Annotated in this window: 15 protein-coding genes; 11 read left to right on the top strand and 4 right to left on the bottom strand. The window is 67.1% G+C overall.

Annotated features, from left to right (window positions below; all coding sequences use genetic code 11):
- Positions 1-1368 (bottom strand): GntP family permease, encoded by a 1368-nt coding sequence (locus HDC34_RS01300; RefSeq protein WP_179555524.1) that lies wholly within the window; start codon positions 1366-1368, stop codon positions 1-3.
- Between the two features lie 156 nt (positions 1369-1524).
- Here HDC34_RS01300 and HDC34_RS01305 point away from each other — a divergent pair, with 156 nt between their 5' ends.
- The 6 genes from HDC34_RS01305 (at position 1525) to HDC34_RS01330 (ending at position 6192) form a co-directional block, all read left to right on the top strand.
- Positions 1525-2385, top strand: a complete 861-nt coding sequence (locus tag HDC34_RS01305) for an enoyl-CoA hydratase/isomerase family protein (RefSeq protein ID WP_179555525.1) — start codon at positions 1525-1527, stop codon at positions 2383-2385.
- A complete protein-coding gene (locus HDC34_RS01310) occupies positions 2385-3569 on the top strand; it encodes a CaiB/BaiF CoA-transferase family protein (protein WP_179555526.1) in 1185 nt (394 codons plus the stop codon). Before HDC34_RS01305 ends, HDC34_RS01310 begins: the two co-directional genes overlap by 1 nt.
- Entirely contained in the window at positions 3566-4090 is a 525-nt protein-coding gene (locus tag HDC34_RS01315; protein WP_179555527.1) for a gamma carbonic anhydrase family protein, read from the top strand. The genes HDC34_RS01310 and HDC34_RS01315 overlap by 4 nt, the downstream gene beginning before the upstream one ends.
- A 117-nt stretch (positions 4091-4207) precedes the next feature.
- The gene (locus tag HDC34_RS01320) at positions 4208-4906 is read left to right on the top strand and encodes a GntR family transcriptional regulator (protein ID WP_179555528.1); all 699 of its coding nucleotides are present in this window, start codon (positions 4208-4210) and stop codon (positions 4904-4906) included.
- A gap of 124 nt (positions 4907-5030) precedes the next feature.
- Positions 5031-5684: a hypothetical protein gene (locus HDC34_RS01325; RefSeq protein ID WP_179555529.1), complete on the top strand. Its 654-nt coding sequence runs from the start codon at positions 5031-5033 to the stop codon at positions 5682-5684.
- A gap of 7 nt (positions 5685-5691) precedes the next feature.
- Entirely contained in the window at positions 5692-6192 is a 501-nt protein-coding gene (locus HDC34_RS01330; RefSeq protein ID WP_179555530.1) for a hypothetical protein, read from the top strand.
- Between the two features lie 37 nt (positions 6193-6229).
- Here HDC34_RS01330 and purB read toward each other — a convergent pair whose 3' ends face one another.
- Together purB and HDC34_RS01340 are read right to left on the bottom strand one after the other, a co-directional pair.
- Complete coding sequence (purB, locus tag HDC34_RS01335; protein ID WP_179555531.1) at positions 6230-7612, bottom strand: adenylosuccinate lyase; 1383 nt, start codon at positions 7610-7612, stop codon at positions 6230-6232.
- Positions 7609-8163, bottom strand: a complete 555-nt coding sequence (locus HDC34_RS01340; RefSeq protein WP_306455441.1) for a low molecular weight protein-tyrosine-phosphatase — start codon at positions 8161-8163, stop codon at positions 7609-7611. Before HDC34_RS01340 ends, purB begins: the two co-directional genes overlap by 4 nt.
- Before the next feature lie 198 nt (positions 8164-8361).
- Here HDC34_RS01340 and HDC34_RS01345 point away from each other — a divergent pair, with 198 nt between their 5' ends.
- Together HDC34_RS01345 and HDC34_RS01350 are read left to right on the top strand one after the other, a co-directional pair.
- Positions 8362-8715, top strand: a complete 354-nt coding sequence (locus tag HDC34_RS01345) for a hypothetical protein (protein ID WP_179555533.1) — start codon at positions 8362-8364, stop codon at positions 8713-8715.
- Positions 8712-10157, top strand: a complete 1446-nt coding sequence (locus HDC34_RS01350) for a hypothetical protein (RefSeq protein ID WP_179555534.1) — start codon at positions 8712-8714, stop codon at positions 10155-10157. Before HDC34_RS01345 ends, HDC34_RS01350 begins: the two co-directional genes overlap by 4 nt.
- 9 nt (positions 10158-10166) lie before the next feature.
- Here HDC34_RS01350 and HDC34_RS01355 read toward each other — a convergent pair whose 3' ends face one another.
- Entirely contained in the window at positions 10167-10586 is a 420-nt protein-coding gene (locus HDC34_RS01355; protein ID WP_179555535.1) for a phage holin family protein, read from the bottom strand.
- 189 nt (positions 10587-10775) lie between these two features.
- Here HDC34_RS01355 and HDC34_RS01360 point away from each other — a divergent pair, with 189 nt between their 5' ends.
- The 3 genes from HDC34_RS01360 to HDC34_RS01370 all read left to right on the top strand — a co-directional run bounded on the left by HDC34_RS01360 (position 10776) and on the right by HDC34_RS01370 (position 14423).
- Complete coding sequence (locus HDC34_RS01360) at positions 10776-11906, top strand: thiamine pyrophosphate-dependent dehydrogenase E1 component subunit alpha (RefSeq protein WP_104313376.1); 1131 nt, start codon at positions 10776-10778, stop codon at positions 11904-11906.
- Between the two features lie 62 nt (positions 11907-11968).
- A complete protein-coding gene (locus HDC34_RS01365; RefSeq protein ID WP_104313497.1) occupies positions 11969-12934 on the top strand; it encodes an alpha-ketoacid dehydrogenase subunit beta in 966 nt (321 codons plus the stop codon).
- Positions 12935-12989: 55 nt separating this feature from the next.
- Positions 12990-14423: a dihydrolipoamide acetyltransferase family protein gene (locus HDC34_RS01370; protein WP_179555536.1), complete on the top strand. Its 1434-nt coding sequence runs from the start codon at positions 12990-12992 to the stop codon at positions 14421-14423.
- Positions 14424-14577 lie beyond the last annotated feature (154 nt).

A 14577-nucleotide genomic window follows, 5' to 3' on the forward strand; every position in this document is an offset into this window, starting at 1 on the left:
TCAAAGGAAGAGGCTGAGGAGCAGGACGAGCCCCAGTCCGACAACGGAAGCGATCGAGGTGCTGAACCCGACCACCTTGAGAGCTCCGCGCGTGCTCTGTCCGAGCAGGTTCTTCGTCATCCAGAAGAAGTTGCTGTGCACGGTCATGAGGAACAGGGATCCAGCGCCGGCTGCAAGCGCGATCAGGAGCGGATCCACTCCTGAAGCGGCGGCGACGGGCCCCAGGATGCCGGCTGACGTGATGGCGGCGACGCTGACGGAACCGATCGCGATGTGAAGCACGACGGCGATGAGCCATGCGACCAGCAGGGGAGGTCCGAAACTGCTCGAGAAGAACGCAGCGAGGATGTCACCGAGCCCGATCGCCTGCACCATCCCCGCGAGCGAGCCACCGAGGCCAGTCAGGATGAGCACCTCGCCCAGGTTGGTGAACGACCGGTTCAGAGAGTTCTTCACGCCAGACCCGCCGGAATACGCGGCCACGAGCACGAGGGAGAGCCCGGAGCCTAGGAAGAGCGCGAAGGTCGGGTTGGCGAGGAAGAGCAGGAGCTCGTTCTCGATCTCGAGCAGATCACCGATCGACCCGGCGGCGATGAGCAGCAGCGTCAAGACGAGCGGCGAGAGCGCCAACCAGAGGGGCGCGCGCCGAGTTCCGACGGCAACTGTCTGCAGGGGCGATTCTGCGGCCTCGGACTGGGCGTCGAGGGCGTCCATCGCTTCGTGATCTTCGTCCAGCGCTGGGTTCCAGAGTCGGGTGCGCGTCAGGAGAAGACGCATCACGAAGATCGTGATGCCGATGGTCAGGGCGCCGATGAGCGTGCCGAAGATGAGGTATTTCCACAGGGGAACGTTGATGACTCCAGCGAGTGCAAGGGAGCCGACACTTGGGATCATCATGACGAGGCCGACGAGGATCCCCGTCACGAGAGCGGATGCGACGATCGGCACTCCCCGATCACCCGATCGGCGCGCGAGACCGCGCGCAATAGGTGCGGTGACGACGAGCATGACGTCGGCGAAGATCGGCTGCAGCACTGTGCCAGCGGTGATTCCCAGGGCGAACGGTGACCGTCGCGTGCCGAACCAGCGTATGAGTGCTCGAACGATCCGATCGATAGCGCCGAGCTCGGCTAGCGCGGTACCCATCGTTATGCCGAACGCGATGAGAAGGCCGATCTTGGCGAGAATGTCACCGAACCCGTCCGTGAGCGTCGTGAGTGTCCCCTCTGGCCCGAGCCCGCCGGTCAGCCCGAGATAGAGGATCGCGAGCAGCAGCGCGTAGACGGGATGCACCTTCAGCTTCGTTATGAGCACGATCGTTCCGAGGATCGCGATGCCGCTATGCACGAGCACGGGCCAGTTATCCATGTGGGCTCCTTCGTCGTTGAAGTACCTTGTCACGCGTGTTGCTAGGACTTTAGTTGGTATCCCAGTTGGGATCCACTGTAGGGTACTCTGCAGACAAGCGCATCACAGCCTCGAGCGCACCTGTTTGAGCAGACGAACTAGCAGAAGGAGACGTCAATGACGATGTTGCCAACCCGCCTCGATGAGGCCTTCGCCGAACTCGACCATGCAGAGGCAGGAGCTCCACGGGTCGAGTGCCTCGAGCTCGATGATGTTGCGATCGTCGTCCTGCGCAATGCCGACCGCAGGAACGCGCTCACGTTGAACATGTGGGTGCAGCTCAGCTTTGTCTTCCGGGAGTTGCGCCAACGAAGCGACATCAGTGTCGTGCTCGTGCGCGGAGAGGGCACAACGGCGTTTGCTGCCGGCGCCGACATCTCCGAGTTCGCGGAGCTGCGTCACGACGTGCAATCGGCCTCCGTGTACAACACCGCCATCTCAGCGGCACTCGATGCCATAGCCGCACTCGAGGTCCCCACGATCGCAGCTATCCGAGGCTTCGCGGTGGGTGGGGGATGCGAGCTTGCGCACGCCTGCGATCTGAGGATCGCGGCGGACGATGCACAGGTGGGCATACCCATCGGAAGGCTCGGCGTGATCCTGGGGCCGACCGAGGCGAAGTATCTGGTGCGCCAGATCGGGGCCGCGGGCCTCAAGCGCGTGCTGCTTTCCGCTCGATTGTTCGACGCGCAGGAGAGCCGCGAACTGCGCCTCGTCGATGAAGTGCTCCCGACCGCAGAGCATTGGGCTGGCGTTCGCGACCTCATCACCACGATCACCCGATCACGTCCGGTCACGGTGCGCTCATCGGTACTCGTCGCAGACGCCGCGGCTGGTTTCATCCCGGCGGCTGCCTTCGCCGAGCGCATGCATGACCACTTCGCATCGGCGTACGGGGGGCGCGGGCTGGCCGAGGGCTACCGGGCGTTCCTCGAGAAGCGAACACCGGATTTCGACACGGAGAAGGGTGCGATCTGATGGGAACACTCGACGGAATCAGGGTGCTCGACCTTTCCCGCTACATCGCGGGACCCACTGCGAGCATGATGCTGGCTGACCAGGGAGCGGACGTCGTCAAGGTGGAATCGGCACCCGTCGGTGATCCGTCCCGGCAGTCCGGCCCGTACCAGGACGACCACAGCGTGTACTTCATGTCGGCGAACCGAAACAAGCGCTCGATCGCCCTCAACCTGCGCAATCCTGCATCGCTGGAGGTCATCGCGCGCCTCGCTGCCGACGCGGACGTCCTCATCGAGAACTTCAAGCCAGGAACCACCGCGGCAATGGGCATCGGCCCGGCGCAGCTTGCCCAGACGAATCCTGGTCTCGTCTACTGCTCGATCACGGGATTCGGTGACGGCCCCATCGGGTCCAAGATGGCTGGCTTCGACCAGAACGCGCAGGGCATGAGCGGACTCATGAGCGTCACCGGGACTGCTGAATCCGGGCCTCTGCGCACCGGTGTCCCCATCTCCGACAGCGTCACGGGTCTTGTTGCCTCGTTCGGCATCGTGGCGAAGCTGATGGAGCGCGAACGCACCGGGGTCGGCGGTCTGGTCACGACGTCGCTCATGGAGGCATCGAGCTTCATGCTCACCTACCAGGCGCAGAAGTACCTGTCGCTCGGAATCGTGCCGCAGCGCGACGGCAACGACCATCCGCTCCTGTTCCCTCAGGGCACCTTCAAAGCAGCAGACGGCTACCTCACGATCGCCTCGGGGAACGAGACCATGTGGCGCAAGCTCTGCGCGGCGCTGGGGCTCGACGAACTCGCCGACGATCCTCGATATGCCGACAACGAGCGGCGCATGGCCAATCGCGTGGCCCTGCGGGAACGCATGGAAGAGCGTCTCGCTGCACACTCTGCCGCTCACTGGATCGAGTACATCGGGAATGCGGGGGTCCCCTGCGGCGAGGTGCTCGACGTTCAGGGGGCGTTCGAGCATCCGGTAGCCAAGGAGCTGCAGCTCTCCGAGACCGTTCGACACAGTGTTCTCGGAGACCTGAGGGTGCTCGGACGCCCCGCGAACACTGGGGACGGCGCCTGGCTGCGCCTGCCACCGCCCTTGCTCGGGGAGCACACGGAGACGATCCTGGCCGAGCTCGGCTACGACGAGGAAGCACGTGGCCGTCTCGCGGACGAAGGGGCTATCACGCCATGACGTCGCAGCGTCTCACGCTCGGTGGTCGGGCGCCTGCAGTCGCTGATGGTGCGTGGATAGCCTCGTCGGCTGTTCTTGCGGGCGACGTTCGCATTCGAGAACGCGCGAGCGTCTTCTACAACGCGGTGCTTCGAGCCGACCTGGATGAGATCCGTATCGGGGAGGCCACGAACGTGCAGGACGGCGCCATCGTGCACAGCGACCCCGGTCATCCAGCGCACGTCGGAAGTCGTGTTTCCATCGGCCACGGTGCGGTCCTGCACGGGTGCATCATCGAGGACGAATGCCTGATAGGGATGAACTCGACGGTGCTGAACGGCGCTGTCATCGGGCGCGGATCGCTGGTAGCCGCTGGCGCGCTTGTCCCGGAAGGTATGCGCATACCACCTGGCTCGCTGGTCGCTGGCGTCCCTGGCAAGGTGCGACGGCAGCTGACAGACGCTGAGCAGGCCGACATCCGGGACAACGCCGTCAGGTACGAGGTGCTCGCGACTGAGCACTCGCATGCGACCGCAAGCTGAGCACGCAGTTCTCGACGTCGGCTGCACTGAACTCGAAGCGAGGCCCGCGGCGCTGCTGGTCGGGTCCGATCCATGATGACAAGGATCGGACCCGAGGGATCGTGCGATGATCGGACCGTGAGCGTCGACGAATCAGCTGGAGTGTCGCGTGCCGCTGGTTCATCCGCCGACCGGGCGCTGCTGGAACTGAAGCAGGCGATAGTGCGCGGCGCGCTCCTGCCTGGCAGCGTGGTGAGCGAGAACGAACTCGCAGGAAAACTCGGGATGAGTCGTACTCCGGTCCGTCAAGCGCTTGATCGACTCCGCGCGGATGGCTGGGTCACCATCGCCCCCCGATCCGGAGTGACGATAGCCACGATCGATCCGGACAGTATCCAGGACATCTACGAAGCGCTTTCCGCCCTCGAAGGCGCGGCTTGTCTGCGCTTCGATGCGACCAACGCCCCAGCGATGAGGCAACTCGAGGCGGCGACCGCGGCGTGCGAGATCGCCCTCGAGAACAACGATCTCGTGGGGTGGGCCGACGCAGACGACAGGCTGCACGGGATACTGCTCGCGGAATGCGGGAACAGTCAACTGCTCAGGCTAGCCCGCCCCCTCATGGACCACGCGCACCGTGTACGCCTGCACACCGTCAAGCTGCGCCCGTTCCCGACATCATCCAACGAGGATCATCGCCGGATACTCGAGCGAATCTCCGCTGGAGACCGCGAGGGTGCGAGGGACGAACTCCTGCAGCACCGGAGACGGGGAATGGACGTGGTCCTGCCGATCCTCCGCCGACTCACACCAACGGCAACGCCGTTCCTGAGCTGATCACGTCCCGTCGTCCGTGTGGCACTGAACCGAGCCCAGGTTGCAACACGGTGACGGCCTGACCCGCCGGGGAGCCACACACGACCCACTGGGTAGACTGGCCGCAGATCGTGAGGAGCGAACGATGACGATGCAAGTGGGGCCCACCGCGGTACCGGAACGCCTGTGGATGTCGATGATCGCCCGCGCCGTGCCCGCGCTGATCATCGCCGCCGTCATCACCTTCTCGCAGGACCACTCGGCCTCGTTCGGGTTCATCACCTTCGGGGCGTTCGCGCTCGCATCCGGCGTGCTCATCGGCTTCGAGGCCGTCGGCTTCAAGGACCACCCGGCCCGCGCCCTCACCTTCGTGCGCGCCGTCGTCTCAGCCCTCGCCGGTGGCTTCGCCCTCTTCATGGGCACGGCCGAGATCGAGCACGCAACCCCGGCCGCGTTCATCGCGACCGTCGCGACCTGGGCGCTCGTCACGGGCGCGCTCGAGCTCATCAGCGCCCGAGTCGGCCGCGCCACCAAGTTCTTCTCCCGAGAGGTCCTCATCACCGGCGCCATCACGGTGCTGCTCGGACTCCTCGTCGCGATCATCCCACCAGACCTGCGCGTCGACTACGGCGGACTCGAGCAGGTCGAGGGCAGCCTCACCGCATCCGTGCAGACCGTCGGCTACGTCGGCGCGTACCTCGCCGTGCTCGGCGTGCTGCTGGTCATCGAAGGCATCACCCTTCGCGGCATCCTCGCGGATGCGCCGGCCGCCGAGCCAGAACTCACCAAGAAAGCCTGATTCCCCAGTGACACAACCCAAGCGCCGCGCGGTCTTGAAGCCATTCGAACTGCTCGGCATCTCCGCCGTCATGGCCGGATTCGTGCTCCTCATCCTGCTGCTCACCACGCAGGACTTCGTGCTCGCCCTCGTCTTCGCCGGGGTCGCCTTCATCGCAGCGATCCTCGTGATCGCGATGCTCGTGCTCTCCTACTCGCCGAACCCCGACGCCGAGATCTACCTCGACCGCTTCGAGAACGCCGAGCAGGGTGTCTCGCGCAGCGACGAGGGTGAGGAGAGCCGTGCGGCGAAGCGGGCGGCCGACGAAGCCGAGCGCAGCGAGCCGGTCGTCGCAGACTCCGAGGCTCCCGAGCCCGCAGCAACCGCCGAGCCCACAGCAACCGCCGAGCCTGTTGCGGAGCAGAATCCGACGCCGACAACGGGCGCCCCCGCATCCGCCCCGGCTGCAGACGCAGAAGAGGCCCCGCTCGACGAGACGACGTCGGGCGAGGCCCCCTCCAGCAAGTAGTTGCCGGACCGGGCTGAGCGTCTAGCTCAGGCCCGATCTAGCTCAGGTGGTCGACGAGGCGCGACGAGGCGCCCGTGTAACTGCCGGGCGTGAGCGCGAGGAGCGAGTCCTTCGCGTCCTGCCCGATGTCGAGGCCCGTCACGAACTCGACGAGCTCGGCCTTGCCGATGCGGCGGCCACGCGTGAGGTCCTTCAGCACGGCGTAGGGGTCGGCGATGGATGAACGACCCGCGACGATCTCGGCACGGATGACGGTCTGGATCGCCTCGCCGAGCACCTCCCAGTTGCCGTCGAGCTCGTTCGCGAGCAGCTCCTCGTCGACCGCGATCTCGCGCAGGCCGCGCGTCACGTTGTCGAGGGCGAGCAGCGAGTGGCCGAACGCGACACCGATGTTGCGCTGCGCGCTCGAGTCGGTGAGGTCGCGCTGCAGGCGAGACGTGACGAGGGTCGAGCCGAGCGAGTCGAGGAGGGCGCTCGAGATCTCGAGGTTCGCCTCCGCGTTCTCGAAGCGGATCGGGTTGATCTTGTGCGGCATCGTCGACGAACCCGTCGACCCCGCCTGCGGGATCTGGCGGAAGACGCCGCGCGAGATGTAGGTCCACACGTCGGTGCAGAAGTTGTGCAGGATGCGGTTGAAGCGCGACACGTCGGCGTACAGCTCGGCCTGCCAGTCGTGCGACTCGATCTGCGTCGTCAGCGGGTTCCAGCTGAGGCCGAGACCCGTGACGAACTCGTCGGCGAGCTGCTCCCAGTTCGTGTCGGCGCTCGCCGCCTGGTGCGCCGCGAAGTTGCCGGTCGCGCCGGCGAATTTGCCGAGGTACTCGGTTCCCTCGACGCGCTTCAGCTGGCGGCGCAGGCGGTGCGCGAACACGGCGAGCTCCTTGCCCAGCGTGGTCGGCGTCGCGGGCTGGCCGTGCGTGAGCGAGAGTAGGGGAACATCCCGGAGCTCGACGGCGAGCTCGGCGATGCGGTCCGCGAGCCCAGAAGCGGAAGGCAGCCAGACGTCGGTGACGGCGTCGCGGATGGTGACGGCGTACGAGAGGTTGTTGATGTCCTCGCTCGTGCAGGCGAAGTGGGTGAGCTCGGCGAGCTCGCTCAGCCCGAGCTCCTCGAGGCGGGCGCGCACGTAGTACTCGACGGCCTTCACATCGTGGCGCGTGCGAGCTTCGACCTCGGCGAGCTCGTCAATGTCCTTCTGCCCGAAGTCGGCGACGACGGCGCGCAACGCGGCGGCCTTGTCCTCATCGATCTTGTGCGACCCGAACATCTCGCGGTCGGTGAGGAACAGCAGCCACTCGACTTCGACGTGCACACGGGCCCGGTTGAGGGCGGCCTCGGAGAGGTGCTCGCCGAGACCTTCGACGCTCTTGCGGTACCGCGAGTCGAGGGGACTCAGCATCTGGGGAGGGAGGGGGCTCATTGTGCTCCTTGGGATGAGGACGATCCGGCGCGCGACGTGAGCGCCGACCGGACGACGGGCTCGATCTGGCGAAGAAGCTCCTCGCATGCGCTCGTGATCATGTCGCGCACGTGGTCGAAGAGCTGGTCGTTGCCATAGTACGGGTCCGGGACTTCCGTGATCCCGCCTGGAGGCGCCGGGTGGAACGTGAGCAGCGGCTGCACGAGCGAGCGCTGCTCGTCGTCGGAGGCCCACGCCTTGAGGATGCGCCGCTGGCCGCGGTCGAAGGTGACGATGAGGTCGAACGTGTCGAACCAGTCGACCTCGAACTGCTTCGCGCGGTGGTTCTCGGCCGTGAATCCGGCCCGCTCGAGCGCCGACTGCGTGCGGGGGTCCGCCTTCTCGCCGACGTGCCACTCCCCGGTGCCGGCAGAGGCGATGCTGACGGCGCTGCCCAGCCCGAGCTTCTCGACCATGTCGCGGAAGATGACCTCGGCCATCGGGGAGCGGCAGATGTTGCCCGTGCAGACGAAGATGATGCGAAAGACCGCGTCCCTGCTGTTTTTCGCCATGACGCCCATTGTCACGCATTCCGCGCACATCCGCGTGCCCGTTCATCCGCTCTTCTCCGACGACGCTGAACCCGGCCCCACTCTGCAGACCATTCGCCTGTGGACGTGACGCTGTGCACACCGCAGCCGGTGCATCCGTTCTGGTGCGCGTTCGCGTTCGAGGATCGAAGCCTTCGAAGAACGAGAGGACGGCAGCCAATGCCAGAGACCATGCCAACCGTTCACATCGCGCTGCCGGTGATCGGCCCCACCCTGCCGGCCGTCGACGCCGTCCGAGCGCAGATCCTCCGAGAACTGCAGCAGGTGGCTCTCGACAATGCTCGAGCACTGCAGGCGTTCGACTCCGGGGCTCGCGACATCTGTACTGGGCTCAGGCTGCTCGCCAACTCGGACACGTGGAGTTCGCCTGCGCAGCGGTGCCTCGCGCTCGAGGCGGGACTGCTCGCCGATGCGATCTCGCTCGCCGCCACCGCGGCCGTGCTCGCAGAAAAGGACTACCGATCGGTGCACGACGCCCTCGCCCTCGAATCCGCGGGGCTGAGCGCGCGGTGAGTGGCGAGCTTGTTGTCATCGGCGCGAGAGACGTCCGAGCCGTCGCCGCCCGCGCCGGTCTCTTCGCGGTGGACTTCACGGCGCTGCGCTCCATCCTCGCCGCGCAGGAGTGGATGCCCCCGAACGCCTGGTTGAGCTCATCCGGCTTGTCGTTCGCGGCCTCGTCCGCACAAGCCGAGGTGGCGTTCTATGGAGGAGCGCCGCTCGAACTGCAGCTCTCCTCGCTGAGCGACCGCATCCTCCTCGCCGCTGAGCTCTACGAACGTGCCGAGGTCCTCTCCCGGGCCGTGGTCGACGCAGTCGGTTCCAGCATCGCCAACGCGCTCGGCCGCTCGGTGCCGCTCACGGTCGCGCTCCTCGGGCCAGCGGCCGGCATCGCTGCCGTCGTAGCCCTGTCCGGCGACGCGCCCACGTTGAGCGACCCGCGCATCCAGGACCTCATTCGCGTGACCGTCGAGAACGCCGACGACTTCGCTCTTGGCCTTCTCGGTCTTCCGCCCGTGCACGGAGCTGACGGCAGCACTCTCGTGTCGTGGGCGCTCGCGGGTGCGGGTGCCGTCGGTCTCGTCCCGAGCGATCGTTTCCGTGTGACGAGCACCGCGGTCCCGCTTGACGGGCGGACCTCACCGCCCGCCGGCCTTCACGAGCTCGTCGCCGCCATCCCGCCATCCGTCGACGGCGGGCCCCAGGTGCGCATCACAAGCTACGTGGACGCGGACGGCGCGCAGCTCTACGAGGTTGCGATCACGGGGACCTCGAACCAGGCCTACGGGACGACGGGGAACCCGTTCGACCTCGCCGGCAACCTCGCCGCCTATGCGGGTATCGACGCGCAGTCGGTCTCAGCCGTGCTCGCCGCCATGGACGTCGCTGGCATCGACCCGGGTGACGCGGTCGTGTTCGCCGGCTACTCGCAGGGCGCGCTCGTCGCGGCGGCCATCGCCGGCACCGGCAAGTTCGACACGAAGGGCCTCGTCTCCATCGGAGGCCCTATCGATGCGGAAAGGCTCCGAGCAGAGCTGCAGAAGCAGGAGGGGAGAAGCGGGCGGGAAGCTCCGATCATCGAGATCCAGCACCGGGAGGACCCGATCGTCGGCCTGCAGGGAATCGCGCCGGACGGCTCGGATTCGACGGTGGTGGTCGCGGACGCCGACGCCCTGGCGCCGATGGGCGACGACCCGCTGGCGGCGCACTCGCAGACGAGGTACCTCGACACCGCCGGGTTGGCAGACGCCAGCGGCGACCAGGCCCTCGAGAGGGCGCGGGCCGAACTTCTCGACGCCTACGAGGGGTTCGAACTCGAAGAGACGACGCTCTCGACAGTGAGCAGGCTCAACCCGCTCCCAGACCGGGACGCCGCGCTCGACGAGGCGAACCGCTTCCTCGAGGAGAAGTTCGCGCCGATCACCAGCAACCTCGAGCCCGACGACATCAAGCTCTGAGCGACGGGGTCAGTCTTCGCGGCGGCGCTTGTCGCTCTTCAACTTCGAGTCCGCACCCCGCACCCAGGCGCCGAGGATCGACGTGATGACCGACATGATGAGCGCCGCGAGCACCGCCCACCAGAAGCCGGAGACCTCGATGCCGAAGCCGATGCTCTCGCTGATGACACCGACCAGCCAGAAGAGGAAGCCGTTCACGATGAAGGAGATGAGGCCGAGCGTGAGGATGTACAGGGGGAACGCCACGACGCGCACGAAACCGCCGACCACGGCATTCACGACACCCCAGATGAGGCCGAAGAGCGCGAGCGTTCCGATGACGCCCCACGTCGAGTCCTCGAACGGGATCACCTGCACGTGCGACTGCAGGATGAGGGTCACGACCCAGAGGGCGACGGCGTTGATGATGATGCTCAAGAGGGCTCGCATACCCGTATTCTCCCTGATGCCGGAGAGAACGGCCTGGGTCGGCTGACGGTATGCCCTCGTCCATCTCGTGCAGGGTCCGCCCGAACTGTTGGAGGATTTCTCCTGAATCGCGGTGGGGCGGAGAACTAGACTGGCGAAATCTCGGGCAACCGCATTCGGGATCGGAACAGCAGGAAGGCGCCACACGACGTGACTCCAGGCGACGAGACCGTGCAGATCCTCACTCCAGAGGGAGAGGTGAAGCCGACGAAGGCCGCCGAGCCCTTCCTGGAGCAGCTTGAGCTGCTCGGCACCGAGGACTACCTGCGCGCGTACCGCGACATGAGCTACGTGCGAGCATTCGACCGCGAGTCGACCATGCTGCAGCGCCAGGGCCAGCTGTCGCTCTACGTCCCGGCGGAAGGTCAGGAGGCCGCGCAGATCGGCTCCGCCTACGCCATGCGCCCGCAGGACGCGGTGTTCCCCTCCTACCGCGAGCACGGCGTCGCGTTCGTGCGCGGCGTCGACCTCGTTGACGTGCTCCGCCTGCTGCGCGGCGTGACGCACAGCGGATGGTCGCCGGAAGGTCACGGCGTGCGTCCCTACACGCTCGTTATCGGCTCGCAGACCCTGCACGCCACCGGCTACGCGCTCGGCCAGAAGTTCGACGGTGCCACAGGCACCGGCGACCTCGACAAGGACGAGGCGACCGTCGTCTACTTCGGTGACGGCGCGACCAGCCAGGGCGACACCAACGAGGCCTACGTCTTCGCGACGAGCTACCAGGTGCCGCTCGTCTTCTTCCTGCAGAACAACCAGTGGGCCATCTCCGTGCCGGTCTCCGTGCAGGCGAACAACCCGCTCTACAAGCGCGCGGGCGGCTTCGGCATGCCCTCGACGCACATCGACGGCAACGACGTCATGGCGAGCTTCGCCGTGACACGCTCGCACCTCGAGCGGGCCCGCGCGGGTGGCGGCCCCGGCTTCATCGAGGCCGAGACCTACCGGATGGGCGCGCACACCACGACCGACGACCCCACGAAGTACCGCACGAAGGACGAGGAGGAGTCGTGGCGCCGCCGCGACCCCATCGCCCGCCTCGCCGCCTACCTGCGCGGCCAGGGCGTCGGCGAGGACTTCTTCGCCGGTGTCGACGAGGCCGCGAAGGACTACGCGGCCGACGTGCGCCGCGGCGTCTTCGAGATCGAAGAGCCAGACAACGACTCCATGTTCGACAACGTGTACAGCGACGCGCACCCGCAGCTCGAGGAAGAGAAGCAGTGGCTGCGCCGATACGAGGCGTCCTTCGACGAGGCCGCGAACCAGGAGGCAAGCCGATGACCGACGTCGCCACGAGCACCACGCAGAGCGGGCCTGAGGCGGATGCGCCAGAGACGGTCACCATGCCCCTCGCGAAGGCCATCAACGCCGGCCTGCGCCGCGCCATGGAGGACGACGACAAGGTCGTCCAGCTGGGCGAGGACATCGGCACGCTCGGCGGCGTCTTCCGCGTCACCGAGCACTTGAAGCGCGACTTCGGGGCGAACCGCGTGCTCGACACCCCGCTCGCGGAGTCTGGCATCATCGGCACGGCCATCGGCCTCGCCATGCGCGGCTACCGGCCCGTGTGCGAGATCCAGTTCGACGGGTTCATCTTCCCCGGCTTCGACCAGATCACGACGCAGCTCGCGAAGCTCACGAATCGCAACGAGGGCCGCCTGCAGATGCCGGTTGTCATCCGCGTGCCGTACGGCGGGCACATCGGCGCCGTCGAGCACCACCAGGAGAGCCCTGAGGCGTACTTCGCGCACACCGCCGGCCTGCGCCTCATCTCCCCGTCGACGCCCAACGACGCGTACTGGATGATCCAGCAGGCGATCAAGAGCAACGACCCCGTCATGTTCTTCGAACCGAAGAGCAAGTACTGGCAGAAGGGCGAGGTCAGCCTCGGCGGGCCCGCAGCCGGGATGCACGCGAGCCGCGTCGCCCGCATCGGCACCGACGCCACGGTCGTCGCGCACGGCGCCATGACCGCCGTCGCGCTGCAGGCCGCCGCTGTGGCTGAGAACGAGGGCATCAGCATCGAGGTCATCGACCTGCGCTCGCTGAGCCCCATCGACTACGCGCCCATCGTCGAATCCGTTCGCAAGACGGGTCACCTCGTCGTCGCGCAGGAGGCGCCCTCGAACGCGAGCATCGGCTCGGAGATCGCCGCGACCGTGCAGGAACGGGTGTTCTTCTCGCTCGAAGCTCCGGTGCTTCGCGTGTCGGGCTTCAACGTGCCCTTCCCGCCAGCCAAGCTCGAGGCGAGCTACCTGCCTGACGCGGACCGCATCCTCGAGGCCGTCGACCGCTCGCTCGAGTACTGACCTCGGCACCCGACGCCCGCACGCACCCTCACGCACAGATAGAGACAGCACGCATATGAGCACCGAGAACTTCGAACTCCCCGACGTCGGCGAGGGACTCACCGAGGCCGAGATCGTCTCCTGGCACGTCAAGGCCGGCGACACCGTCGAACTGAACCAGACGCTGTGCGAGATCGAGACCGCCAAGTCGATCGTCGAGCTGCCCAGCCCCTTCGAAGGTCGCGTCGTCGAGCTCTTCGCGAGCGAAGGCCAGACCGTCGACGTGGGCAAGCACATCCTCTCCATCGAGACTGCAGTTGCCAGCAGCGGCGCCGAGGAGCCCGCCGCGGCACCAGAGGCTCCTGTGGCCGACCAGGAGTTCGACGCGGCTCAGGCGGATGCGGCTTCGACCGTCTCCACCGAGGGTGCCGAGTCTGGCGCCAACTCGGTGCTCGTCGGCTACGGCCTCGGTGACGCGCCCACCACCCGTCGCCGCAAGAAGTCCGCGGCGCCGGCCCAGCCGACGCGCCCCGCGCAGATCCCGGCTCCTGCCCAGCCGTCGCACCGCCCGCCCGCGCAGGCTCCCGCACCGGTCGCCGGGGGAGCGCAGCCGCAGGCCCGGCCCGGGTCGGTGCCCGCCGCATCCGCATCGCCGATCATCGCGAAGCCTCCCATCCGCAAGCTCGCGAAGGACCTCGGCGTCGACCTGTCGCAGGTCGAGCCGACCGGCCTCGCCGGTGAGACCACGCGCGACGACGTCATCCGCCACGCGCAGCAGGCGAGCGTCTTCAAGAACCTCGAGACCCCCATCTGGGGCGAGGTGCGCGAGGAGAAGCACCCCGTCAAGGGCGTGCGCAAGGCGACGGCCAACGCCATGGTGTCGTCGATGTTCACGGCCCCCCACGTCACGCTCTTCACCGACGTGGATGCGACCCGCACGATGGAGTTCGTGAAGCGCCTCAAGGCGTCGCCCGACTTCGCCGGCGTGAAGGTCTCGCCACTGCTCATCGTGGCGCGCGCCGTGATGTGGGCGATCCGTCGCAACCCGACCGTCAACGCGGCGTGGACCGACGAGGAGTACACCATCAAGCACTACGTGAACCTCGGCCTCGCCGCCGCGACACCGCGTGGGCTCATCGTGCCGAACATCAAGGACGCGCACGCCATGACCCTGCACCAGCTGGCGCAGGCCATCGAGCAGCTCACCTACCGCGCCCGCGACGGCAAGACGCCGCCCACCGAGATGCGCGACGGCACGTTCACGATCACCAACATCGGCGTCTTCGGCATGGACACGGGCACGCCCGTCATCAACCCTGGCGAGGTCGGAATCCTCGCACTCGGCACGATCAAGCTCAAGCCGTGGGTGTTCGAAGACGAGGTGCGCCCCCGCATGGTGACGACCCTCGGCGCCTCGTTCGACCACCGCCTGGTCGACGGCGACGTCGCGAGCCGCTTCCTCGCCGACGTGGCGACGATCGTCGAAGAGCCCGCGCTGCTGCTCGACTGAGCAGGTGAAGGCCCTGCTCTTGCGGGCCGCCGGCCGCTGACGCGTCCCCCGGGTCGCACAGAGTTGTGGCGCGACGTCTCTGGTGCCCGCTGGAGGCGCATCCACCCACAACTCTGGCCGAAGCGGCCCGAGTGTAATTGACATTGATTCTCAG

The sequence above is a fragment of the Pseudoclavibacter sp. JAI123 genome, from assembly GCF_013409665.1.
Taxonomy (GTDB): Bacteria; Actinomycetota; Actinomycetes; order Actinomycetales; family Microbacteriaceae; genus Pseudoclavibacter.

Excerpts from the sequence above, each read along its gene's own strand:
- purB (WP_179555531.1), bottom strand. The coding sequence starts at position 7,612 with ATGAGCCCCCTCCCTCCCCAGATGCTGAGTCCCCTCGACTCGCGGTAC.
- HDC34_RS01345 (WP_179555533.1), top strand. The coding sequence starts at position 8,362 with ATGCCAGAGACCATGCCAACCGTTCACATCGCGCTGCCGGTGATCGGC.
- HDC34_RS01355 (WP_179555535.1), bottom strand. The coding sequence starts at position 10,586 with ATGCGAGCCCTCTTGAGCATCATCATCAACGCCGTCGCCCTCTGGGTC.
- HDC34_RS01310 (WP_179555526.1), top strand. The coding sequence starts at position 2,385 with ATGGGAACACTCGACGGAATCAGGGTGCTCGACCTTTCCCGCTACATC.
- HDC34_RS01315 (WP_179555527.1), top strand. The coding sequence starts at position 3,566 with ATGACGTCGCAGCGTCTCACGCTCGGTGGTCGGGCGCCTGCAGTCGCT.
- HDC34_RS01300 (WP_179555524.1), bottom strand. The coding sequence starts at position 1,368 with ATGGATAACTGGCCCGTGCTCGTGCATAGCGGCATCGCGATCCTCGGA.
- HDC34_RS01370 (WP_179555536.1), top strand. The coding sequence starts at position 12,990 with ATGAGCACCGAGAACTTCGAACTCCCCGACGTCGGCGAGGGACTCACC.
- HDC34_RS01365 (WP_104313497.1), top strand. The coding sequence starts at position 11,969 with ATGCCCCTCGCGAAGGCCATCAACGCCGGCCTGCGCCGCGCCATGGAG.
- HDC34_RS01340 (WP_306455441.1), bottom strand. The coding sequence starts at position 8,163 with ATGGCGAAAAACAGCAGGGACGCGGTCTTTCGCATCATCTTCGTCTGC.
- HDC34_RS01325 (WP_179555529.1), top strand. The coding sequence starts at position 5,031 with ATGACGATGCAAGTGGGGCCCACCGCGGTACCGGAACGCCTGTGGATG.
- HDC34_RS01305 (WP_179555525.1), top strand. The coding sequence starts at position 1,525 with ATGACGATGTTGCCAACCCGCCTCGATGAGGCCTTCGCCGAACTCGAC.